The sequence below is a fragment of the Rahnella laticis genome, assembly GCF_015644585.1.
Taxonomy (GTDB): Bacteria; Pseudomonadota; Gammaproteobacteria; order Enterobacterales; family Enterobacteriaceae; genus Rahnella; species Rahnella laticis.
On record NZ_JADOBI010000018.1, the window covers coordinates 81,824 to 102,856 of the forward strand.

General features: G+C 52.1%; 26 protein-coding genes and 1 other annotated feature. Of the genes, 6 read left to right on the forward strand and 20 right to left on the reverse strand.

Translation table 11 applies throughout. The features are described 5' to 3' along the window. Positions 1-12: 12 nt before the first annotated feature. The 16 genes from IV433_RS25110 to IV433_RS25180 form a co-directional block, all read right to left on the reverse strand. Positions 13-1,182 (reverse strand): phage tail sheath protein, encoded by a 1,170-nt coding sequence (locus IV433_RS25110; RefSeq protein WP_195816471.1) that lies wholly within the window; start codon positions 1,180-1,182, stop codon positions 13-15. A gap of 164 nt (positions 1,183-1,346) precedes the next feature. Further along, positions 1,347-2,327, reverse strand: coding sequence for a phage tail protein (locus IV433_RS25115; RefSeq protein WP_195816472.1), 981 nt, complete (start codon positions 2,325-2,327; stop codon positions 1,347-1,349). Beyond that, positions 2,317-2,931, reverse strand: a complete 615-nt coding sequence (locus IV433_RS25120; RefSeq protein ID WP_195816473.1) for a phage tail protein I — start codon at positions 2,929-2,931, stop codon at positions 2,317-2,319. Before IV433_RS25120 ends, IV433_RS25115 begins: the two co-directional genes overlap by 11 nt. Next, the gene (locus tag IV433_RS25125; RefSeq protein ID WP_195816474.1) at positions 2,924-3,832 is read right to left on the reverse strand and encodes a baseplate assembly protein; all 909 of its coding nucleotides are present in this window, start codon (positions 3,830-3,832) and stop codon (positions 2,924-2,926) included. Before IV433_RS25125 ends, IV433_RS25120 begins: the two co-directional genes overlap by 8 nt. 4 nt (positions 3,833-3,836) lie before the next feature. Further along, a complete protein-coding gene (locus IV433_RS25130; protein ID WP_195816475.1) occupies positions 3,837-4,187 on the reverse strand; it encodes a GPW/gp25 family protein in 351 nt (116 codons plus the stop codon). Continuing rightward, positions 4,184-4,825: a phage baseplate assembly protein V gene (locus IV433_RS25135; RefSeq protein WP_195816476.1), complete on the reverse strand. Its 642-nt coding sequence runs from the start codon at positions 4,823-4,825 to the stop codon at positions 4,184-4,186. The genes IV433_RS25130 and IV433_RS25135 overlap by 4 nt, the downstream gene beginning before the upstream one ends. 81 nt (positions 4,826-4,906) lie before the next feature. Continuing rightward, positions 4,907-5,371, reverse strand: a complete 465-nt coding sequence (locus tag IV433_RS25140; RefSeq protein WP_195816477.1) for a phage tail protein — start codon at positions 5,369-5,371, stop codon at positions 4,907-4,909. After that, positions 5,334-5,576, reverse strand: a complete 243-nt coding sequence (gene lysC / locus IV433_RS26255) for an Rz1-like lysis system protein LysC (protein WP_229893707.1) — start codon at positions 5,574-5,576, stop codon at positions 5,334-5,336. The genes IV433_RS25140 and lysC overlap by 38 nt, the downstream gene beginning before the upstream one ends. Next, positions 5,467-5,892, reverse strand: coding sequence for an Rz-like lysis system protein LysB (lysB, locus tag IV433_RS25145; RefSeq protein WP_195816478.1), 426 nt, complete (start codon positions 5,890-5,892; stop codon positions 5,467-5,469). The genes lysC and lysB overlap by 110 nt, the downstream gene beginning before the upstream one ends. Then, positions 5,889-6,401: a lysozyme gene (locus IV433_RS25150; RefSeq protein WP_195816479.1), complete on the reverse strand. Its 513-nt coding sequence runs from the start codon at positions 6,399-6,401 to the stop codon at positions 5,889-5,891. The genes lysB and IV433_RS25150 overlap by 4 nt, the downstream gene beginning before the upstream one ends. Further along, positions 6,382-6,603, reverse strand: coding sequence for an HP1 family phage holin (locus IV433_RS25155; RefSeq protein ID WP_152323981.1), 222 nt, complete (start codon positions 6,601-6,603; stop codon positions 6,382-6,384). Before IV433_RS25155 ends, IV433_RS25150 begins: the two co-directional genes overlap by 20 nt. Next, positions 6,594-6,797: a tail protein X gene (locus IV433_RS25160; protein WP_152323980.1), complete on the reverse strand. Its 204-nt coding sequence runs from the start codon at positions 6,795-6,797 to the stop codon at positions 6,594-6,596. The genes IV433_RS25155 and IV433_RS25160 overlap by 10 nt, the downstream gene beginning before the upstream one ends. Before the next feature lie 201 nt (positions 6,798-6,998). Beyond that, positions 6,999-7,193 (reverse strand): hypothetical protein, encoded by a 195-nt coding sequence (locus IV433_RS25165; RefSeq protein ID WP_152323979.1) that lies wholly within the window; start codon positions 7,191-7,193, stop codon positions 6,999-7,001. Between the two features lie 138 nt (positions 7,194-7,331). Further along, positions 7,332-9,221, reverse strand: a complete 1,890-nt coding sequence (locus IV433_RS25170; protein WP_229893709.1) for a replication endonuclease — start codon at positions 9,219-9,221, stop codon at positions 7,332-7,334. A gap of 107 nt (positions 9,222-9,328) precedes the next feature. Continuing rightward, positions 9,329-9,550 carry a TraR/DksA C4-type zinc finger protein gene (locus tag IV433_RS25175; RefSeq protein ID WP_195816480.1) on the reverse strand — a complete coding sequence of 74 codons (222 nt, stop codon included), beginning with the start codon at positions 9,548-9,550 and terminating at the stop codon, positions 9,329-9,331. Continuing rightward, complete coding sequence (locus IV433_RS25180) at positions 9,550-9,825, reverse strand: DUF5347 family protein (protein ID WP_195816481.1); 276 nt, start codon at positions 9,823-9,825, stop codon at positions 9,550-9,552. Before IV433_RS25180 ends, IV433_RS25175 begins: the two co-directional genes overlap by 1 nt. A 200-nt stretch (positions 9,826-10,025) precedes the next feature. Between IV433_RS25180 and IV433_RS25185 the strand changes: the two genes are divergently transcribed. From IV433_RS25185 to tyrA, 3 genes are all read left to right on the forward strand, one after another. Then, positions 10,026-10,616, forward strand: a complete 591-nt coding sequence (locus IV433_RS25185) for a phage repressor protein CI (RefSeq protein WP_195816482.1) — start codon at positions 10,026-10,028, stop codon at positions 10,614-10,616. Positions 10,617-10,912: 296 nt separating this feature from the next. Continuing rightward, the gene (locus IV433_RS25190; RefSeq protein ID WP_195816483.1) at positions 10,913-11,989 is read left to right on the forward strand and encodes a 3-deoxy-7-phosphoheptulonate synthase; all 1,077 of its coding nucleotides are present in this window, start codon (positions 10,913-10,915) and stop codon (positions 11,987-11,989) included. A 6-nt stretch (positions 11,990-11,995) separates the two neighbouring features. After that, positions 11,996-13,117 carry a bifunctional chorismate mutase/prephenate dehydrogenase gene (gene tyrA / locus IV433_RS25195; RefSeq protein WP_101078506.1) on the forward strand — a complete coding sequence of 374 codons (1,122 nt, stop codon included), beginning with the start codon at positions 11,996-11,998 and terminating at the stop codon, positions 13,115-13,117. 72 nt (positions 13,118-13,189) lie between these two features. On the opposite strand, the gene pheA is transcribed toward tyrA, so the two are convergent. The 4 genes from pheA to bamD all read right to left on the reverse strand — a co-directional run bounded on the left by pheA (position 13,190) and on the right by bamD (position 16,048). Beyond that, the gene (pheA, locus tag IV433_RS25200; protein WP_101078507.1) at positions 13,190-14,344 is read right to left on the reverse strand and encodes a bifunctional chorismate mutase/prephenate dehydratase; all 1,155 of its coding nucleotides are present in this window, start codon (positions 14,342-14,344) and stop codon (positions 13,190-13,192) included. Positions 14,345-14,398: 54 nt separating this feature from the next. Beyond that, positions 14,399-14,523: a sequence feature (Phe leader region), on the reverse strand. Beyond that, on the reverse strand, positions 14,475-14,522 hold the full coding sequence (locus IV433_RS26440) for a hypothetical protein (RefSeq protein ID WP_369794779.1): 48 nt from the start codon (positions 14,520-14,522) through the stop codon (positions 14,475-14,477). (Overlaps the previous feature by 48 nt.) A gap of 135 nt (positions 14,524-14,658) precedes the next feature. After that, complete coding sequence (gene raiA / locus IV433_RS25205; RefSeq protein ID WP_152323971.1) at positions 14,659-15,003, reverse strand: ribosome-associated translation inhibitor RaiA; 345 nt, start codon at positions 15,001-15,003, stop codon at positions 14,659-14,661. 310 nt (positions 15,004-15,313) lie between these two features. Continuing rightward, a complete protein-coding gene (gene bamD, locus IV433_RS25210; RefSeq protein ID WP_195816484.1) occupies positions 15,314-16,048 on the reverse strand; it encodes an outer membrane protein assembly factor BamD in 735 nt (244 codons plus the stop codon). A gap of 130 nt (positions 16,049-16,178) precedes the next feature. On the opposite strand from bamD, the gene rluD reads away from it, so the two are divergent. The 3 genes from rluD (at position 16,179) to clpB (ending at position 20,597) form a co-directional block, all read left to right on the forward strand. Further along, entirely contained in the window at positions 16,179-17,156 is a 978-nt protein-coding gene (rluD, locus tag IV433_RS25215) for a 23S rRNA pseudouridine(1911/1915/1917) synthase RluD (RefSeq protein WP_195816485.1), read from the forward strand. Continuing rightward, the gene (yfiH, locus tag IV433_RS25220; RefSeq protein WP_195816486.1) at positions 17,156-17,893 is read left to right on the forward strand and encodes a purine nucleoside phosphorylase YfiH; all 738 of its coding nucleotides are present in this window, start codon (positions 17,156-17,158) and stop codon (positions 17,891-17,893) included. The genes rluD and yfiH overlap by 1 nt, the downstream gene beginning before the upstream one ends. Positions 17,894-18,023: 130 nt before the next feature. Next, positions 18,024-20,597: an ATP-dependent chaperone ClpB gene (gene clpB / locus IV433_RS25225; protein WP_195816487.1), complete on the forward strand. Its 2,574-nt coding sequence runs from the start codon at positions 18,024-18,026 to the stop codon at positions 20,595-20,597. Positions 20,598-21,033: the final 436 nt, after the last annotated feature.

The following is a 21,033-nucleotide window of genomic DNA, read 5'->3' on the forward strand; positions in this document are numbered from 1 at the left end:
GTTATTGTCTCCTTAGCTGTTTACGGACGCGGCGAAATTCACCAGATAAGAGTCGGTAATGCGCTGGCGCAGGGTCAGATCTTCCAGTGGAGGAACCGGGGTGTAGTCGTAATCGATATATAATTTCCCGGCTTTCAGGGTTTCAGCTGTGTTTGCCGTTTCGTCGTACCAGCAGTCGCCGTCAATGATGTAACCCGCTGATTTCATTTCACGCATTTTGGCTTTGATGCCATCGATCATGTCGCGGACCAGCGTCGGGGTCATCGGTTTATCGACTGCCCACATGTGCGCTTCGGCCATGGTATCGGCCAGAACCTGCGCGGTGCGGGTATAGTTCTCGAACAGGAACAGGGGGTCATCGCTACAGGTACGGTTGCCCCAGAAACGGAAGCCGTCTTTGCGCACCAGCGTGGTGACGCAGGCTTCGTTCAGCAGATCGGCATCAGTGCCGCTAGCTTGCAAATCCCAGAAGACGCTGGCAGAAAGGCCGGTAACACCGTTGACGCCCACGTTGGATAACGTTTTGTGCCAGCCGGTTTCCTGGTCAATTTTGGCGCGCAGGCCCAGGGCTCTGGCGGTGGCATAAGCAACGTCAGGCTGGCTGGTGGCAGTATTCCAGTTAACGAAATCAGGCCAGATCAGCATCAGCTCGCGCTGGCTGAAGTTATCGCGATACTTGATGGCATCGGAAATAGTTTTTGCGCCATACACGCCGACATAGCCGAAAGCGCGCAGCTGCTGGCAAACGCCTGCCAGTGCCGTGGCAACGGCCTGATTATCCAGCCCCGGAACGCCCAGAATACGCGGTTTCACGCCGAGTTCTGCCTGTGCGGAAAGCAGCGCTTTCATGCCGGTGTAGCGGCCATTGGCATCAGAACCGCCGATAATATTGGTGGTCGTTTCTGCTTCGTCTTCACCTGTCGCGACGCGAACCACAACGGTGACCGGTTTACATTGATCGGCAATCGCCAGCAGTGCTGCACGCAGCGTACCGGAAGTGCCCGCTTTACCGCTGGCGGCCAGAACGTCGGTGATCAGAACCGGCGTGTTGAGGGGAAATACAGTGGCATCCGCATCTTCTGCGGTACACACCATGCCGATAATTGCTGTTGAAACGGTGGAAATAACGCGGGTGCCGTCGTTGATTTCGACGACGCGTACGCCGTGATGATAATCAGCCATCAGGTCGACTCTCTCTGTTGTGGGTGGTGAAGCAAGGATGCCGGTTCACAAAAGAAAGCGCATTCGATGGCAGGCGTGGGAGGAGTGGCACAACAGAGCGGGGAATTTGTTCAAATCAAAGAAATAAAAAAGCCCCCGAAGGGGCTGAGATCGTAAAACAATAATTAGGCCGCACGAACAATATAATTAAACGCGATATTGCGAGGTCGGGCAGAAACATAAGCCCACCATTCATAACGTGAGGCTGTTGTGGAGTTAGAGATCCATTTTTTACCTTTAATTTGTGCCCATTGAACTGATGTCAACGCGTCTCCAAATCCGTCTCCTGTAATGCCGAGGGAACTGATATCGCCTGTATCATTATCATCAAACCCAGAAACGATAGTACCTTCTTGGAAAGATAAAAGATTACGGCCTGCATCAATTCCCCGCCCATCATCCCAACCACGAATAAACTCTCCTCGCAAATCAGGCAACAAACCCAGTGGGTAAACCACAGCAAGTTTTGGATATTTTGTTTTATCAAATGCAGCGCCATTACATTTCAACCAGCCAGCGGGGGGGGTTGCTGTGGGCCAGGGAAGCGGAATACCCACTGGAATTTCGTACTGTGGATGTGGATTCGCTGCCGCCACATGCTTCGCTATCAGATCGTCCGCATAGGCTTTTACTTCAATAACTTTATCATCAACATATTTGCGCGTTGCCAGAACCACAGAGGGGTCAATTTTTAGTGTTACTGCGTCTGTGCTGTTTACCACCAGAATCATGCGGACAGTTTGAGTTCGGCCGCTGCCTTCCTGCAACTGTGGTTTATACGTTTCCGGGCAATTAGCAATGGCGATGAGCGTATTGTCCTGATCGAATAAGCCAATTTCACGGATCCAGAATCCCCCCTGATCTTCGGGAATGATCTGTTCAGCAATGATCTGGTTAGCATTTTCCGGATCAACGCTAAGGGAATTGAGTGAAGCGCGACGTTTTTCGCCGATCAATTTTGTTTGCGCCGGATCGGGGGTTGGCAATACACCACCGCCGTCTCCCACCGCCATTTGTGTCAGGCTGAGTCGCGTTCCAAGCGCTGTAGCATTTGCCAGTTTCGCTGCACCCAGATTGGTCAGCAACGCATAATATTTAGCTGTCATAATTAACTCTCAGGTTGTCGATTAAATGAATGGCTGAACCGGTAAAAAGCGATCCGGATGCGGTAATGGTTTCAGGGAAATAAGGGTAAACGGTCAGTTCTTCTCCATCGTAAGTCGCAGCCGCGATATAAGAATCACCCGCCACATCCAGATTGATTGATAGCCCAATCAGATGGCGGCTGCACGGTTTAGCATCTGCAATAAGCCGCTCAAGTTCCTGATACATTTCTTCCGTGATACCTGTTTCAAGGACACCCACATCAATCCGGAACGTACCGGGCACATCGTTGGTCTGCCACCATTCCGTTACCCGGATTAAATAGCCTAGCGGTTCAACAACTCGTCTCAGAGCGCCAACGGTGCCTTTATGTTTATGGACAAACCAAGCCGCGCGGACGGCAGACCGTTTTGCGGCTTCTGTCCAGTTTTCATCCCAACGGTCGACCGAAAAAGCCCAGGCGAGATAGGGCAGCAATGTGAGCGGGCAGATATTGGGATCCCAGAGTTGTCGCAGAGGGACAGGGATTCCCCCTGTTTTCGACAGTGCCTGTGCTGCCGCAATTTCCAGCTGAGTTGAGCCGGAGGGCAGGAGTCGGTCATTCATCGGATCCTCCTACCGTGAGCGAATAAGAGGTACAAAGCGACGCCTGAGTTTTATCAAGCACGATGTCAGCCAGCGGCGATGACAGCTCAACTCGCTGAACGCCTTCAACGTGCAAAGCGGCATAAATTGCTGAAAGCCGGATATCCCTGCCTAAACGGCTTTGTGTATTGATATAAGTTTTCAGTTGGGCTTCGGAGGCCGCGCGAACGGGTTCAATCTCAGGTGTGGGCAGGACGTAAAGTACGGCATCAATATGATAAGGAACTATTTCTGCGGCCTGAACCGTAACGCGATCAGCGACGGGTCTTACATCTTCATCGTTCAGTGCCTTCTCTACGGTCTGCAATAAATCATCAGATGCGGAACCGTTGTTATCACGGGATAAAATAGTCACCGTAACCTGTGAAGGCGAGGGGCTGATGGCTGAGGCATCCGCCACCCGCCCGTCAGCAGAACGTGCATGATATTCATAAGCCCCTGTCGGGCCTGCCACGCTCAGCCCTTCGAATGCCTGTGGAATGCGCATACGTAAATCGCTGTCGGTTTCCAGAACGGCAGGCATTGGAGGGATCGTGGTGTTATCCGCCGCCTGTAAAATCAGGCGCTGAACGTTAAAGTTCGCCGCCAGCTGATCCAGATCGCTGCCCGTGGCATAGGCCACCATCACCGCGCGTGCGGCTTCGTTTACCCGCTGGCGCAGGATCAGTTCTCGATAGGCATTCTCCTGCAAGAGTTTGACCAGCGGCTCGGATTCGAGCGTCAGCGTACGGCTGATGGCTTCCTGCTGATCGGCGGGATACAGCGAAATCAGCGTGGTTTTACGTTCTTCAAACAGGCTTTCATAATCCAGTTTTTCGACCACATCGGGGGCCGGTAACTGGCTCAAATCGATCGTTGCCATAGTGTCAGCTCACAGGAATATTGAGAGAGAAATCGGTTGCCGTATCGCTACGGTTTCCGGTCAGTTCCACGACCATTTTGCCGGTGTAACCGGTGTCAAAAGTAATGGCCGAGAGTGAAATACGCGGTTCCCAGTGCAGCAATGCGGTGTAGCAGATCGCCATCATTTGCAGCCGCAGTGCGTCGTTTTGCGGCTGATCGATGAGCGATGAAAGCAGCGAACCGTAGTTCCGGCGCATCACTCTGGAACCGGCCGGTGTGTTCAAAATATCGCTTACGGACTGGCGGATATGATCGAAATCTTCAATCGCCGTGCCGCTGTTTTTGTTCATTCCCAGGTACTTTGGATTACTCATTGCGGGCCTCCGGTTTGACCGCCGCCAGTCTGTACGCCGCTGTGGCGATGGGTATGTACCACGATGCCGTTGGACGTCAGGCTTCCGCCGCTGTGGGTTAAATTGCCGGTCAGCGTGCCGCCTTGTTTAACTTCAAGAGAGCCGGTGGTCAGTTTGCGGGTGCAGACGACTTCCGGCGTATCCAGCGTGATGCGCGTGCTGGCCGTGCAGCGGATTTCCGGCGCGGTGACATCAACCTGCTCAGACGCGTCGATCACTGCTGTTTTGATGCCGCTGACTTTCAGGGCGCCGTTCGCCGGTTCGTACTCAAAAATCGCGCCGTCCGGAAATGCCAGATGCAGGGCATCAGCTGAAGCCGACGGCGCCGGTGAAGCATTGGAAAACACGGCCGGTAAGACGAAAGCGGTATTGAGCTCGCCGCCCATCGACAGCAGTAAAACCTGTTCGCCCGGAGAGGGCGCCCACCAGCTGCGGGTTCGGCCTGCGCGGTGTGTCATCCACGGCAACCACGCCGTCACGTTGCTTCCGGTCGTGACGCGGCAGCGGGCGTTGGGTAAATCCAGTTCTGACACCGTTCCGATGCGCACCAGATTGCCAATCAGACGCATGATGTCGTTGAGTTGAAAGTTTGTATTCATGGGATAAAGGATGCCGTTTCACAGGGTTGAGCGACAACTGATGGCCGTCTGCCAGCGGATGGCACAACAGTTGTTATCGGGTTATTCGGTCCAGCTGCTGATCAGTTCTCCGTTGAGATAAACCTGGCGCGGCAACGCGACGTTCTCCGGCAGCGGCGGTTCCGGCAGGTGAGTGATCGTCCGTACGCCATTTTCGTCGGCGACCTGAACCCGCTCGGTGAGTTGCAGCGTGAATGACAGCGCTGTGCCTGGCTGCACAAATGCAAAATCGGTCAGCCGGTGCGTTGCGTTGCCCAGAATCTCAGGCTGATTGACCCGGAGCCAGTCGAGGATGGCGACCACCATCTGGTCAGTCAGACTTTCATCGGGCGCGTTGTCGTTGCTGACGCTTAACGTCAGCGGATAGCGATATTCGAAAGAAAGTGAAGAGGCCGAGGTGGCGATGACATTTCCCGCGCCGGTGGTCATCACCAGCTTTTCAGGGGCGGATTGGAAAAAGGGGATTTGCTCAATCAGCCGTTGTTTTAGCTGTAGTGGTTTTTGCATGTTGTGCCTCCTGACACTTTTTGATGGTCTCAATCTGCAGGCCGCAGCTCAGCAGGGCGGATTCCAGCTGGAGAATATCGGCGCTCAGTGCCGCGTTAGTGCGCGGATGGCTGGACGGAACCGGGCAGGAACTGACCGCCGGACAGCCAATGTAAATAATCGCTGGCGGAGCTGAAGGCTGGCCGGTCGTGCAGCCGGCTAACATCAGCAGGCAGCTCAGCGTCAGCCCACCGGCGCGATTGCGGATTGTCATGAAGGCTCCTTTGCCGTTCCTGTTCCCGGGATTGCATTACCTGCGCGGCGGTGCTCAGGTCCTGACGTAACGCCAGTTCGGCTTCCGCGCGTTGCTGCATTTGCTGATTCAGCTCTGTAATCAGTTGATCCCGCTGGTGTAATTGCGCGGTCAGCGCGGCGTGCTGCTGAACGGCGTTGTTGAGGTCGTGCTGTAGTGAACGGTTGGAAAGCAGCAGGATGACGATTAACAGCGCCATTCCTGCCAGAAGTGCCAGCATTGCTTTCATTCAATTCCCTTCAGGCAAACGGTGAATTCAGCGTTTCTCCGGCGTTCCAGCCCGCTGCTGCGCTGGCCTTTCACATAAATCCAGCGAGGAAGTTGTCCGCAGGCCTGCCGCCATTGTTGTTTGTTGATGAAATACGCCAGCGTGGATTTGCAAGCCGCGCCGGTACCGACGTTAAAACTAAATGACACCACGGCATCAAAGACCGGCTGGGGCATGTCGGCGGGCATGCACTTTTTAACGGCGCGCTCGGTTTGCTGAATATCCTGCAACAGGTTTTCAGCCGCCTGATGCTCGGTGATCGCTTTTCCGGGGACCACGCCTGCCGTATGGCCAATGCCGCTGGTCCAGACGCCCGCGCTGCACTGATAGGGGTGCAGCTGGCAGCCTTCAAAGTCAGTAATCAGCCGCAGCCCTTCATCTGAAACTTGTAAGGCGTGATAACCGGGCAGCGCTGCCATCAGCGCCAGAACCGCGGCGGCGCTGCACCGCTTAAGAGTTGAGGTCTTCATAGGTGTTCGGATTGAGGTTGCTGCGCGCCAGAAGCTGGAAGCTTTTACGCCGGTAATACCAGTTGACGAGAAAAGTGCCGACGCCCACGCCGGATCCGACTAAAAAGGCCACATCCTGCGATGTCAGACCCGCCAGCCAGGTCAGCGACGTGGCAATGAAATAGGCGCAGGCCGAGCTGATGCGTTCAGTATTCAGTCCCATAACTTGATCGCTTCCTGAACCGGTTGTTCAGCGATATCAGGCATTTCAACGGCGGTGCCGTGTGGCAATAACGGGCCTAAGTCCGCAATGCCTTTATTGGCGGCGTACACTTTTTCCACGACAACCGCGGTGCGGCCGTAATAACGCCAGCACATGGAATCGAGGGTATCGCCCTGTTCTGCATAGAGTTTCATCGGTTTTCTCCGCAAGTGAGTGAAATCGTCAGGAGGTGAAATCAGTCTGCGGAATATGGCCGGAGGCAGCAATCTGAGAGGGTTGTTAAACGTGTGGCACAACAGGGAATTGAAGAGGGAGAAATGGCGGGGCGCTTAGCCCGAACAGAAGCCGGAGGAGTAAGCGCCACAACAGGAAAATACCGCCCGCAGATCAGGTTTTCAGTGTGCTTCGTCTGCGCTCCCGTGGTAACAGAGCGCGTCCTGATCCTCACCGGTCAGAGCCTGGCCAGCCAGTTCAGAAATCAGTGACATCACGACAAGAAATTCTTTTGGATTGCATTGCGCTGTCTGCGAAATGTCTGCGATCAATTGTATCCTGGACAACGTTAGCTGTTGTTTAGTCAGGTTTTCCATTTTCTCCCCTCGCCAGATACTGTGTTTATATACAGTATTCTTTAATTGATCTAATACGTCAACACTCAGAGCATTTTAAAAAATATAATTCATTGAATTAATGCGGAAATTTTTATTGGCGCGGTTTTTGTATGGATTTCAGCAATCCCGGCAGGGAAACCGATCCACAGTTATTGACAGAACTCCAAGGTGAGCAAAAGGCGGGATTTCAGGGCGTGGCTGGCGCAAACGGACAATGCGCCATTGTTCGGTATGCGTCAGGAATATCTGCGACTCGCCGATATGCGGCGCATAAATGCCGATGACTTTTTGTCTCGGTTCATCGTAAGCGTTGAGCTGTTCACTGATTTTGCGGGCAACGCGCACGGTCTGATCTTTTCGCCGGATATGGATGCCGCCCTGCGCCTGAATGTAACGGGAAAAATTTCCCTGATCCGCCGAGCTGCGAACTTCTTCAACGCGTTCGTCAAACCGGCTGGCGAGGCTCTGGTTTCTGATTCGGCGGCACTCGCGCCAGGCACCGACAGAAGGGATGCCAATGGCGTGAAACTGGGGGATCCGCCAGGTCGATGCCCAGGCGGTGACGGCGGTGGCGACATCGGTCAGCAACCGGCCAGAATCATGATCGGTTTCGCCTTCGAGCGCGTAGCCATCGATATTTTTAGCGACATATTTGGCGATGTACCCGGCAGCGCCTCCGCGGTTGAGCGGTTTGCAGTGAAAGCGGGATTCCGCTGCGCCGGGTTCATCGGGATCGTCTTCAAGCGCGTAACGGCGCATCACGTCGATCACTTTTTGCTGCTGTTCAGGCGGCGTGAACAACATCATATGCCAGTGTGGCGTTCCGTCGTGATGGGGCTCAACTACGCGGACGCCGTACACTTTCAGGCCTTTATCTTTAAACGTGGTGCGGATTTTTGCCCAGACGGCGACCAGGTATCTTTGCGCATTTTTAGGCGTAAAAGCGTGCTGATTCCATTTGGGATTGAACGTCGGGGCTGAATACTGGCTGTAAGTTTTCATCGGATGGTATTTTGACGGTGTCGTCAGCGTGATGAACAGGCCCCGATCCTCCTGCTGACAGGCAACATCTTCGACGCCGGCAATCAGAGTCATCAATTCCATACGCCGCAGTTTAGGGTTCGAAACGCTGGCTAAAACGGTATCCAGCAGGCTCAGTCTGTCACCGGATTCGACGTTTTCCAGCTCACACTGCTTCAGGTAATTGAGCGTGGAGAGGCGGCGGGAAACCACGTCACGGATGGCATTTTTGCTGGCATAAGGCGAAGCAGACCGGTTTACATAACCGCAGGCAATCATCAGCGCTTCGCGCCACAGACGTTGCTGCGAACGCAGTTGCCTTTCCCACCATTCACCGCTGACCAGCCGGGAAATGCTGGCGACCGCCACTTCTGCGGTCATCCGGCCTTTTTGCCATGCATTCCAGTACAGTGGCTGAACGCGAACGGAACGCGCCATCGCCGACAGATGCCCGAAAATCTCACGCTGCGTGCTGTCTTGCAGTAAAACGTCCGGTTCAGGCATCTGTTCCAGCCAGCGTTCGCAATGATGTTCGTAAGCACCCTGCATATGAATGGCCAGAGTGTTTGCCAGCCGCTTCAGCGCATCATCATTAAGATCGGGCAGGCGGTTGAAGGTTTCCTCTTCCATCAGCAGTTTTTCCGAATACTGGCGGTAAAGCCTGTGGCGCGCGCTGACCCGCAGAATACGCGGCCATAATCGTTGTACAAACACGGTCATCAGGAAATGAAATGCCGGGCGCACGCCTTTTGTCTCCAGTAAAAACTGATACCGCTGATGCAGGGGGGCGCGCAGGCAGCGCGGAAGGGCGGCAATCTGAGAAAGTGCCGCCTGCTGGCGCTGGCAAAAATCACGGCTCAGCGGTTTTTCCAACGGGCTGCTTATTGCCGGGCGCGGCGCATTCCACCACCACGGACCGGCTTCATTTTTTCCGGTTAAGGGAGCGAACGCAGAAGATGACGTTATCTCCGGCAGATTAATTTTCATAAACTATTTCCCCCAAACGGTTTTGCAGAAAAAAGGCAGCAACATGCCTTCCCGGAAAAGGAATATTTCCAGAATGAATTTATTAAAAACTGAAAAAGAAAAGTGACTTATACAGGGCGGTAATTCTTTTTCCTGAGCTCATTAATCTCCTGACACTCAATACAACGCTGAACGCCCGGAATAATCTTTCTGCGCTTTTCAGGTATAGCACACTCACAATCCTCACAGAAGTATGCAGACGGGGCGCGCGACGTGCGGGTTGCACGGGCGATTTGTTCCTGTAAAACAGTTAACTGATATTCCTGGGATTCATCCATCCAGTCAGCCATCAGCAAAATTCTCCTGTATATCGCGCGGTAAAATGGCGCAGGGATAATAGGGCCTGAGCAATTTTTAATTGCTCCTCGGGTTTTAATTCTGAATACGTTAATAAGGTATGACGGCGCTTAAGTCCGGCATGGAAACATAATGTGGTTTTCAATTTGTCCGAAGTCTGATCAAAAATTGTTTCCAGTTTATTTTTACTGTCAGAAAAATAGGTTTCCTTTAAATACGCGATCTGGCGCAAGCCTGTCAGCCGCTGCTGCTCTGTGCCTAAAAACATAACCCCTCCTCAATGACCCCATTCCGTGAGCAGGAGATCCTCCTCTCTTTGCCGCCTGTTGCTTCAGGAACGCATTGCGGATTCTCCACTGCGCCGTAAATTTGGTATCATGGCTTTCTATTGGTACATTACATAATCAATCTAAGCTTGCATTTGCAAGTTGTCAAGATGATATTTACAGGCCCAGGGGTTTTCGCCAGATGCAATTAGATGAACTCGAAGGTGGAAAAGCCGTTCTGACGCGTATGCTTCAGGCTTACGGCTTTAGCATGCAGAAAGAACTTGGTGATCTGTATGGGTTATCCTCTGGAACGATAAGTACCTGGGTAAGAAGAGATTATTTTCCCGGTGATGTGGTTGTCGCCTGTGCGCTGGATACCGGTGTTTCACTGCGCTGGCTTGCAACGGGCAAAGGGAATATGCAGGATGCGCCGTCCGCAGGATCATCCGCTTCTGCAAGTGTGCTTCAGCTTAAAAAGTTGAGATTGCGAGGTGGTGCGCTGGAAGAGGAAGGCGTATGGGTAGCCGATCCTTCTTTACTGGACGGTTCTCTGGCTGAACCGGCTTACATTGTTAAAGGCAATCACTCCTGGATCATCGATTTAGGCAGCACAATTCCGGGCAACGGGCGCTGGCTTTTGAATATCGATGGTGATGTGGATGTCTATGACGTGGCGCGTATTCCGGGAAATCGCATTAAAGTGACGCGGCAGGACAGCCATTTCGAATGCGGCGTGGAAGAAGTCACGGCGTTAGGCCAGGTCTTTATTACGCTGGATCGCAATCTGTAATTCTTCACCCTCAGCAACCGCCCGGATGCTGAGGGAAATCCCGTAAAATTCCCCATATCTTTCTGACTCCCCAATCTGACTTTTCCTTATCCCTTCACACTGTGTGTAATTTCCACGGTACAGCAGGCTCAACCCTTAAAGATTTTATGTAAACATAACTTTCCGTATTTCGGTTTAATGGCTGTTAATGGTAATTTTAAGTTTACAACTAAGGCTTGATAAGTTTACGCGCTGTGTTAATGTTGTCCGCAGATGCCTCAATGGCAGCCCATTTTCCTGATAAGCGGAACACCATCATGCAAAAAGACGCCCTGAATAATGTTCATATCACTGCCGAACAAATCCTGATCACCCCGGAAGAATTGAAAAATCGCTTTCCTTTAAGCGTCAGTGACGAAACCAGCATTTCCGAAGCACGTAAAACCATCGCTGATATTGTGCATGGTCGTGATCCTCGTCTGCTGGTGGTGTGTGGTCCTTGTTCCATTCATGACGTTGACGCCGCGCTCGATTACGCGCGTCACCTGAAAACGCTGGCAGCGGAACTGAGCGATCGTCTGTACATCGTGATGCGTGTTTACTTCGAAAAGCCCCGCACGACGGTAGGCTGGAAAGGTTTGATCAACGACCCGCACATGGACGGCACGTTTGATGTTGAAGCCGGTTTGCACATTGCGCGTGATTTGCTGTTGCAGCTGGTTGGCATGGGATTACCGCTGGCGACCGAAGCGCTGGATCCAAACAGCCCGCAGTACTTAGGCGATTTGTTCAGCTGGTCGGCTATCGGTGCGCGTACGACAGAATCTCAGACTCACCGCGAAATGGCGTCAGGTCTGTCCATGCCGGTAGGCTTCAAAAACGGTACCGACGGCAGCCTGGGCACGGCAATCAATGCTATGCGTGCAGCGGAAATGGCGCACCGTTTTGTTGGTATCAATCAGGCCGGGCAGGTTTGTCTGTTGCAGACTCAGGGTAACCCGGACGGCCACGTGATTTTACGCGGCGGCAAAACGCCAAACTACAGCGCGCAGGATGTTCAGGCGTGTGAAAAACAGATGAGTGACGCGGGACTCCATCCTTCCTTGATGATAGATTGCAGTCACGGTAACTCAAACAAAGACTATCGTCGCCAGCCCGTTGTGGCTCAGTCCGTGATTGATCAGATTAAGGCCGGCAACCGCTCTATTACGGGCCTGATGCTGGAAAGCCATCTGAACGAAGGTAGCCAGTCTTCTGAACAACCGCGTTCAGAAATGAAATACGGTGTGTCGGTAACCGATGCCTGTATCAACTGGGAAACCACGGAAAACCTGTTACGCACCATGCATCAGGAACTGGGTGACGCACTGGCGGCACGAATCGCAGGAGAGTAAGTTTTTATGGTGGCAGAACTTAACGCGTTGCGCGATCAGATCGACGACGTCGATAAAGCGTTGTTAGATCTCTTATCACGGCGTCTGGCGCTGGTTGCAGAAGTCGGGGAAGTCAAAAGCCGTTATGGTTTGCCGATTTATGTGCCTGAACGGGAAGCCGCAATGCTGGCCTCCCGCCGTCAGGAAGCGCAGAACCTCGGGGTTCCGCCGGATCTGATTGAAGATGTATTGCGCCGCGTAATGCGTGAATCCTACTCAAGCGAAAACGATAAAGGCTTCAAAACGTTGCATCCGGCGCTGCGTCCGGTAGTGATTATCGGCGGAAACGGGCAGATGGGGCGTTTGTTCACCCGTCTGCTGGAGTTGTCAGGTTATCAGGTCAAGGTTCTGGAGCAGGAAGACTGGCCACAGGCGGAAACATTACTGGCGGATGCCGGAATGGTGATTGTCAGCGTGCCGATTCATCTGACCGAAGAGGTGATTGCCCGTCTGCCAAAACTGCCTGATGACTGCATTCTGGTGGATCTGGCGTCGGTAAAAAACCGTCCGCTTCAGGCGATGCTGGCAGTACACGAAGGCCCGGTGCTTGGCCTGCATCCGATGTTTGGTCCGGATGTCAGCAGCCTGGCAAAACAGGTTGTGGTGTATTGCGATGGCCGCGAACCGCAGGCATACCAGTGGTTACTGGAGCAGTTGCAGGTGTGGGGTGCGCGGTTGCATAAAATCAGTGCGGTTGAACACGATCAGAACATGGCATTTATTCAGGCGTTGCGCCACTTCGCGACATTCGCGTACGGCTTACATCTGTCGGAAGAAAATGTTCAGATTGAGCAATTGCTGGCGCTGTCTTCTCCGATTTACCGCCTCGAGCTGGCGATGGTCGGGCGACTGTTTGCACAGGATCCTCAGCTTTATGCAGACATTATTATGTCCTCCGAAAGCAATCTGGCACTGATCAAGCGTTACTATCAGCGATTTGGTGATGCGCTGGCGCTGCTGGAAAGCGGTGATAAAGACGCGTTTATCAGCAAATTCAGAAAGGTTGAGCACTGGTTTGGCGATTATGCGCCACGCTTCCTGAAGGAAAGCGGTGCGTTATTGCGACAGGCGAACGACAACCGTAAGTAAAGGCTGATTCAGTTAAAAAGAAGGGCGCCGCATCATGATGCAGCGCCCTTTTATTTTGGCTCAAATAACCGGTCAGAGATCGACAGAAACGACGTTTTCGCTGGGATAACAGCCGAGCACTTTCAGGGAACGTGTGATCGGGGCCAGATCCTTCAGCGCTTTTTTCATCTCTTCCGAACGCAGGTTGGCCTGCACATCGATATAAAACATCTCTTCCCACGGATTGCCGTTAATCGGGCGAGATTCCAGTTTCGTCATGATGATGCCCTGATCGCGCAGAACCAGCAGCGCATTCACCAGCGCACCTGCCTGCTGGCCAGTCGCCATGATCAGCGTGGTTTTGGCAGGAACCTGATCGGTCACTTCAATTGCTTTGCGTGCCAGAATAATGAAGCGGGTGATGTTTTCCTTCTGGTTCGCCAGATTGTGTTCAAGCACTTGCAGTTTATACAGCGCGCCACCGGCTTCGCTGCCTAATGCGGCCACGTGCGGGGAGTTCGCGGCGGCCACTTTTTCCATCGCGGCGGCGGTGCTTTCGCAATATTCAATTTTCCAGTGCGGGAAACGGTTGATGAACTGGCTGCACTGCTGGAACGGCTGCGGATGGCTGTAAACCGTCTGGATCTGCGAGAGGTCCGTATCGGTCGCGACCAGAACGCAGTGATCGATAGGGTTAGTCAGTTCGCCGACAATCGACAAGCTGGTGTGTTGCAGCAAATCGTAAACGTCATTGATTGAGCCGGAACTGGTGTTTTCGATAGGCAACACTGCGTAATCTGCCTGACCGGTTTCTACCTGCGAGAAGATATCCTGAAATTTCTGGCAGCCGCATTCGATGAACTGATCGAAGTGACGGGCAGCAAACTGACGGGCGGCGAGGTGAGAATAGGAGCCTTTCGGGCCAAGAAACGCGATACGTGCGGAGTCGGAACTGGTTTTGTTCAGATGCTGCTGAAGAAGTGCCTGCTGTGTCAGAACGGAATCTTCGATAATAAGCTGATAAACGCGGGTGATGTAATGTCCGTCCAGCCCCTGTTTTTTTCCTTCCTGAATCAGTGCATTAATCAGTTCTATCTCGCGCTCTTTATCGCGAATAGGGCGGTGAGAGTGCATCTTGGATTGCGCGACTTCAATCGCCATCGAACGTCGTTCTGCCAGCAGGGCCAGCAGTTTCAGATCTAATGCACTGATGCGCTCGCGCAGTGCCAGTAATGAATTCTCGGTCATGTTATTACCCTTTTTGATGTTCTTTCTTTCAGCAAAATTGTGTGAAACGCAGGTATAAAAAAAGCCCCCTTTTCAGGAGGCTTTGTTGTTCGTCTTCGCATTCATTCTTTCGCGACGAAACGCCTCCCAATCAGGGGAAGGTAAAAAAGAATGCGAAGAAAAACAGACGGGTATTCATGTATGTGTTGTTTCCATTGAGTTGAACTGAGTCTTAAAGTAACCGCTGGGTTTTCCCTGTGTCAATAAGGATTTCTTTCAGGCACAAAAAACGCGCTCCTGAGAGCGCGTTGTGAACTGCCTTTCGGATAACTCGGTTATTCCTCTTCTTCCTGCACCGGTTCCAGATTGAGTTCTTTGACGCCGGATTCTGCACGGCGGGCTTCACCCTTATGCTGCGCTTTGTTGAGCTGACGCTCAAGTTTTGTGGTCATGTCGTTAAGGGCAGCATACATATCATCATGCGTGGCACTGGCAACCAGTGTGCCATTCGGTGTACTGATGGTCGCATCGGCGACAAATCCCTGAGGTCCTTTCGACAGGATTACGTGCGGGTTAATGAGCTGAGTTTGCCATTTATCCAGTTTTTTCAGACGTCCTTCGATGTGTTCACGAATCGCGGGAGTGATGTCCATTTGTTTACTGGTAATATTAACTGTCATATGACTTACCTCTCTTTTCCGTCTCCGATGAATCCAACATACCAGCCTTTTTTGTGAAATGCGTGCTCAAATCCACGGTTTTTTGTCACTTTTTGTCAACTTTGAAGATTCTGTGACCCAGGGTAATTTCTGGCGGGAAAGGTCTTGAGACTTGTTGCCGGAGCAGGCATGATTGATGGGATCAGTACGCTATTGTTTCGCTTTTTCCCTGCATTTTGCCGCGCATTTTTTATCCTTTCTGTTTTCACTCCCCAAAAAAGAGCCAAAAAAAACGGCAGCCGAGCTACCGTTTGTGTACGGACATGTAAAATTACGCTGCGCTATTGGCGGCAATAATTTTCGCGACTTTGTCAGCCTGGTTGTTCAGCTGCAGTTCGCGGTAGGCATTTTCCATCAACGGCAGCGCGTCGCGCGTTGCTTTCGTATCCGGATAATCTTTCAGCATTTGCTCTACTCGGTTAACGACAGCGACGTAAGCGCCACGTTTAGTGTAGTATTGCACCACTGACAGCTCGTATTTCGCTAAACGATCTTTCAGGAATACCAAACGTTTCGTCGCATCAGTGGCGTACTGGCTGTTTGGATACGAGTGGATTAGCTGGCTGAAATCACGGAATGCTGCACGTGCATGCTGTGGATCGCGGTCTGAACGATCAACACCGAAAAATCCTTGCAGTGCACTGTCATCCAACGCCATATCCGTCAAACCACGCATGTACATGACGTAGTCGATATTGGGATGGGTTGGGTTCAGGCGCATAAAGCGATCAATAGAAGCCTGAGCCATTGGCAAGTCAGCAGACTTGTAATAGGCATAAATCAGATCTAACTGAACTTGCTGCGAGTAAGGCCCAAACGGATAGCGGTTATCCAGCGCTTCTAATTGCGCAATCGCGCCTTTAAAGTTACCGTCCTGCAGCTTTTGCTGGGCAGTCGCATAAAGGACGTTAGGCGGATTATCGGGAACCGTTTCTTTGGAACTGGAGCAACCGACCAGCGCCAGGCTCAACGTGGCTGCTGCCACCAGATATTTCACACGCGTCATGACGTTTTGATTATCCTCAGGTGTTATTCTGGGAGACTGTCCGTTAAGCTCCCGACAAAGACCAGCTACAATAGCACATTATTTTAAACGGCATCGCCGTGAAAACCCAACGTTAACCAAGAAGCTGCATATGGCACAACAAGTACAACTCACCGCAACGGTGGCCGAATCTCAACTCGGTCAACGGTTAGATCAGGCTTTGGCCGAATTGTTCCCTGATTATTCAAGATCTCGCATAAAAGATTGGATCCTTGAAGACAGGGTCACGGTCAATGGCAAAAAAGTGACCAAACCAAAAGAAAAAGTGTTGGGTGGCGAGGCTATCGCAATCGATGCGCAAATTGAAGAAGAAGCGCGTTGGCTCCCACAAGATATCGCTTTAGATATCGTGTATGAAGATACTGATATTTTAGTCATCAATAAACCCCGCGATTTAGTTGTTCATCCGGGTGCAGGGAATCCGGATGGAACAGTGCTCAATGCATTGCTTCATTATTACCCTGCAATCATCGACGTTCCGCGCTGTGGCATCGTTCACCGTCTCGATAAAGATACTACCGGTCTGATGGTGGTCGCGAAGTCGGTTCCGGCACAAACGCATCTGGTGACGGCACTTCAGGCTCGCGAAATCACCCGCGAATATGAAGCCGTCGCGATTGGTACAATGACGGCAGGCGGCACAGTGAATGAGCCGATTGCGCGCCATTCCACCAAGCGTACGCACATGGCGGTCCATCTGACAGGCAAACCGGCCACTACGCACTATCGCATCATGGAGCATTTCCGTGCTCATACGCGTCTGCGCCTGCGCCTGGAGTCCGGACGTACGCACCAGATCCGCGTACATATGGCTCACATCAACCATCCTTTGTTAGGCGATCAGCTTTATGGTGGTCGTCCGCGCCTGCCAAAAGGTGCCTCCGAGTCGTTCATTAATATGCTGCGCGGATTCGATCGTCAGGCTCTTCACGCGACTATGCTGCGTCTTTATCATCCGGTCACCGGTATCCAGATGGAATGGCATGCGCCGCTTCCTCAGGATATGGTCGATCTGATTAATGCGCTGAAAGCCGATACTGAAGAGTTCAAGGATCAGATGAACTGGTAATGAGTACGCTTATCCAGCCTCAATGGCCGCAACCGGCATCGGTGCGGTCATGTGCAACAACCCGTCAGGGAGGCATCAGTTTGCCTCCTTATGGCTCGCTCAATCTCGGCGGACATGTTGGAGATCACCCTGAACATGTCGCGGCGAATCGTCAGCGTCTGGTCGAACTCGGTGGATTGCCGTCTGCGCCACATTGGCTGGAGCAGGTTCATGGCACCGATGTTGTTAACCTGACGCATCAAACGCCTTCACTTCCTGCTTTAGTTGCCGATGCGGCATATACCTGTGAACCGGGTGTAGTGTGCGCCGCCATGACAGCTGACTGCCTGCCGGTCCTTTTCTGTAATCAGGCCGGTGATGAAGTAGCAGCTGCGCATGCGGGCTGGCGTGGATTGTGCGAAGGTGTGCTGGAAAATACGGTATCCCTTTTTGCATCATCTCCTGACAAGATAATGGCGTGGCTAGGGCCGGCTATCGGGCCGTCGCAGTTTGAAGTCGGGGGCGAAGTACGTGAAGCGTTTATGGCTTTTGACTCCGCATCATCGGCCGCATTTGTGCCTGCGGGTGAGAAATTCATGGCGGATATTTTCCTGCTTGCCCGGCTAAGGCTACAGGCGGCGGGCGTCACGGCTATTTATGGTGGCGAGTATTGTACTGTGTCAGATAGTACCCAATTTTACTCTTACCGGCGCGACGGAATTACCGGGCGGCTGGCAAGTTTAATTTGGCTGATATAACCTGTCGAATCAAGACGTTCCATCGCGCATAGCAGCTGTCCTCTGAATATACTGCCAAGATAACCTTGAAAACGTGAGGGTTGACCTCATCTAATCTCCAGTAGCAATTTTGTTCAGTATTGGAGGTGTTATGCGTCTGGATCGTCTTACCAGCAAATTCCAGCTTGCCCTCGCGGATGCTCAGTCTCTCGCGCTCGGGCGCGACAATCAATTTATCGAACCCGTCCATCTCATGAGTGCTTTGTTCACTCAGGAAGGCGGAACCGTGCGTCCTTTATTAACAGCAGCCGGGGTTGATACCCAGAAACTGCGCACGGATGTTGATCAGGCTTTGGGGCGTCTGCCGCAAGTTGAAGGTACCGGTGGTGATGTTCAACCATCCCACGAACTGGTACGTGTTTTAAATCTTTGTGACAAATTGGCGCAGCAACGCGCTGATACCTTTATTTCCTCAGAACTCTTCGTTCTGGCCGTCATGAAAGACCGTGGCTCTTTGACTGATATGTTGAAAGCCTGCGGCGCAACGGCCGAGAAGATTACTGCGGCTATCGATAAAATGCGTGGAGGTGAGAAAGTGGATGATCAGAATGCCGAAGACCAACGTCAGGCATTGAAGAAATTCACTATCGATCTGACCGAGCGTGCCGAACAGGGCAAACTGGACCCGGTCATCGGTCGTGATGAAGAAATTCGCCGGACTATTCAGGTATTGCAACGCCGTACCAAGAATAACCCGGTGCTGATTGGCGAGCCTGGTGTCGGTAAAACCGCTATTGCGGAAGGCCTGGCACAGCGCATCATTAATGGTGAAGTCCCGGAAGGGCTGAAAAACAAACGCGTGTTGTCCCTGGATATGGGCGCGTTAGTCGCCGGGGCGAAATATCGCGGTGAATTTGAAGAACGTCTGAAAGGCCTGTTGAGCGATCTGGCAAAACAGGAAGGGAACGTCATTCTGTTCATCGACGAATTGCACACAATGGTCGGTGCAGGTAAAGCGGACGGCGCGATGGATGCCGGTAACATGCTGAAACCGGCGCTGGCGCGTGGTGAACTTCACTGCGTAGGTGCGACGACGTTAAATGAGTATCGCCAGTTCATTGAAAAGGATGCGGCATTAGAGCGTCGTTTCCAGAAAGTGTTTGTGGCCGAGCCTTCAGTCGAAGACACCATTGCGATTTTGCGTGGGCTGAAAGAACGCTACGAGCTACATCACCATGTGCAAATTACCGATCCGGCGATCGTTGCGGCGGCAACTTTGTCGCACCGCTACATCTCGGATCGTCAGTTGCCGGATAAAGCAATTGACCTGATAGATGAAGCGGCGTCCAGTATTCGTATGCAGATGGACTCTAAACCAGAGTCTCTGGATCGTCTCGACCGCCGTATCATCCAGCTTAAACTGGAACAGCAGGCGCTGAAGAAAGAGTCTGACGATGCCAGTGTTAAACGCCTTGAAATGCTGGAAACCGAACTGAGCCAGAAAGAACGTGAATATTCTGAGCTTGAAGAAGAATGGAAAGCTGAAAAAGCGTCACTGACCGGTACGCAGAATATTAAAGCTGAACTTGAGCAGGCCAAAATTACGCTTGAGCAGGCTCGACGTGTTGGTGACCTGGGCCGGATGTCAGAATTGCAGTACGGGAAAATTCCTGAGCTGGAAAAACAGCTGGCTGCGGCGACTCAGGCCGAAGGTAAAACCATGAAGCTGCTGCGCAACCGCGTAACAGATGTGGAAATCGCCGACGTACTGGCGCGCTGGACCGGGATTCCGGTGGCACGCATGCTGGAAAGTGAACGTGAAAAACTGCTGCGGATGGAAGAAGAGCTGCATAACCGGGTGATCGGTCAGAACGAAGCGGTGGAAGCGGTATCGAATGCTATCCGTCGTAGCCGCGCCGGGTTGTCAGATCCAAACCGTCCGATCGGGTCATTCCTGTTCCTCGGGCCGACCGGTGTCGGTAAAACGGAACTGTGTAAGGCGTTGGCGACATTCCTGTTTAACAGTGATGACGCGATGGTCCGTATCGATATGTCAGAGTTTATGGAGAAGCACTCGGTTTCACGTCTGGTTGGTGCGCCTCCGGGATATGTCGGTTATGAAGAAGGTGGCTACCTGACTGAAGCTGTTCGTCGCCGTCCTTATTCCGTCATCTTATTAGATGAAGTAGAAAAGGCGCACCCGGATGTCTTCAACATCTTATTGCAGGTGTTGGACGATGGGCGTCTGACCGACGGGCAGGGCAGAACGGTCGACTTCCGTAATACGGTAGTGATCATGACTTCTAACCTGGGCTCCGACATTATCCAGCAGCATTTTGGCGAAGCCAGCTATGCGCAGATGAAAGAATCCGTCATGGAAGTGGTGACACACAGCTTCCGTCCGGAATTCATCAACCGTATAGATGAAGTTGTTGTGTTCCATCCACTGGGTCATGCGCATATCAAGAATATCGCGAAGATTCAGCTGGAGCGTTTGTATAAACGTCTGGAAGAACACGGCTATTCAGCAACGCTGACTGATGCCGCGCTTGAACTGCTTGGCAATACCGGGTTTGACCCTGTTTATGGTGCGCGTCCGTTGAAACGTGCCATCCAGCAGGAGATTGAAAACCCGCTGGCGCAGCAAATCTTGTCAGGTAAGCTGATTCCAGGTAAGCCAATTACTGTTGATGTGGAAAATGATCACATTGTCGCAAGACAATAATCAGTAGGTTAAAAGCCAATTACGGGCTCCAAAGTGATTTGGAGCCCGTTTTTTATTCATTCATTGAGCGTAATTAACGCATTCGATGTTTTTCTGAACGGTTGATAAAATAATTGAAATTAGGGGTTGCGGCCTGCTGAGAACTCCCTATAATGCCGCTCCATCGACAGGGAACAACGTGAACAACATCACGAAGTGACCGGGTCGGAAAGATTAAAAACAGCGGCAACCGGATGAAATAAACGGTTGACACTGAATGAGAAAAGCGTAATATACGCCACCTCGAGTTAGCAAGCGAAAGCGCGTAACTCACTGCTCTTTAACAATTTATCAGACAATCTGTGTGGGCACTCACAAGACGATATCAGCCACTTCGGTGGCAAAAAATATCAAGTCTTAGAGTGACCAAGCAGTAATTCATTTAGTTGAATTATTA

Excerpts from the sequence above, each read along its gene's own strand:
- clpB (WP_195816487.1), top strand. The coding sequence starts at position 18,024 with ATGCGTCTGGATCGTCTTACCAGCAAATTCCAGCTTGCCCTCGCGGAT.
- pheA (WP_101078507.1), bottom strand. The coding sequence starts at position 14,344 with ATGACCGAGAATTCATTACTGGCACTGCGCGAGCGCATCAGTGCATTA.
- IV433_RS25130 (WP_195816475.1), bottom strand. The coding sequence starts at position 4,187 with ATGAGTAATCCAAAGTACCTGGGAATGAACAAAAACAGCGGCACGGCG.
- IV433_RS25190 (WP_195816483.1), top strand. The coding sequence starts at position 10,913 with ATGCAAAAAGACGCCCTGAATAATGTTCATATCACTGCCGAACAAATC.
- IV433_RS25160 (WP_152323980.1), bottom strand. The coding sequence starts at position 6,797 with ATGAAACTCTATGCAGAACAGGGCGATACCCTCGATTCCATGTGCTGG.
- IV433_RS25140 (WP_195816477.1), bottom strand. The coding sequence starts at position 5,371 with ATGCAAAAACCACTACAGCTAAAACAACGGCTGATTGAGCAAATCCCC.
- IV433_RS25185 (WP_195816482.1), top strand. The coding sequence starts at position 10,026 with ATGCAATTAGATGAACTCGAAGGTGGAAAAGCCGTTCTGACGCGTATG.
- IV433_RS25110 (WP_195816471.1), bottom strand. The coding sequence starts at position 1,182 with ATGGCTGATTATCATCACGGCGTACGCGTCGTCGAAATCAACGACGGC.
- IV433_RS25135 (WP_195816476.1), bottom strand. The coding sequence starts at position 4,825 with ATGAATACAAACTTTCAACTCAACGACATCATGCGTCTGATTGGCAAT.
- rluD (WP_195816485.1), top strand. The coding sequence starts at position 16,179 with ATGGCACAACAAGTACAACTCACCGCAACGGTGGCCGAATCTCAACTC.
- IV433_RS25170 (WP_229893709.1), bottom strand. The coding sequence starts at position 9,221 with ATGAAAATTAATCTGCCGGAGATAACGTCATCTTCTGCGTTCGCTCCC.
- IV433_RS25175 (WP_195816480.1), bottom strand. The coding sequence starts at position 9,550 with ATGGCTGACTGGATGGATGAATCCCAGGAATATCAGTTAACTGTTTTA.
- tyrA (WP_101078506.1), top strand. The coding sequence starts at position 11,996 with ATGGTGGCAGAACTTAACGCGTTGCGCGATCAGATCGACGACGTCGAT.
- IV433_RS25180 (WP_195816481.1), bottom strand. The coding sequence starts at position 9,825 with ATGTTTTTAGGCACAGAGCAGCAGCGGCTGACAGGCTTGCGCCAGATC.
- lysC (WP_229893707.1), bottom strand. The coding sequence starts at position 5,576 with ATGTTAGCCGGCTGCACGACCGGCCAGCCTTCAGCTCCGCCAGCGATT.
- yfiH (WP_195816486.1), top strand. The coding sequence starts at position 17,156 with ATGAGTACGCTTATCCAGCCTCAATGGCCGCAACCGGCATCGGTGCGG.
- lysB (WP_195816478.1), bottom strand. The coding sequence starts at position 5,892 with ATGAAAGCAATGCTGGCACTTCTGGCAGGAATGGCGCTGTTAATCGTC.
- raiA (WP_152323971.1), bottom strand. The coding sequence starts at position 15,003 with ATGACAGTTAATATTACCAGTAAACAAATGGACATCACTCCCGCGATT.
- bamD (WP_195816484.1), bottom strand. The coding sequence starts at position 16,048 with ATGACGCGTGTGAAATATCTGGTGGCAGCAGCCACGTTGAGCCTGGCG.
- IV433_RS25125 (WP_195816474.1), bottom strand. The coding sequence starts at position 3,832 with ATGGCAACGATCGATTTGAGCCAGTTACCGGCCCCCGATGTGGTCGAA.
- IV433_RS25120 (WP_195816473.1), bottom strand. The coding sequence starts at position 2,931 with ATGAATGACCGACTCCTGCCCTCCGGCTCAACTCAGCTGGAAATTGCG.
- IV433_RS25115 (WP_195816472.1), bottom strand. The coding sequence starts at position 2,327 with ATGACAGCTAAATATTATGCGTTGCTGACCAATCTGGGTGCAGCGAAA.
- IV433_RS25165 (WP_152323979.1), bottom strand. The coding sequence starts at position 7,193 with ATGGAAAACCTGACTAAACAACAGCTAACGTTGTCCAGGATACAATTG.
- IV433_RS25155 (WP_152323981.1), bottom strand. The coding sequence starts at position 6,603 with ATGGGACTGAATACTGAACGCATCAGCTCGGCCTGCGCCTATTTCATT.
- IV433_RS25150 (WP_195816479.1), bottom strand. The coding sequence starts at position 6,401 with ATGAAGACCTCAACTCTTAAGCGGTGCAGCGCCGCCGCGGTTCTGGCG.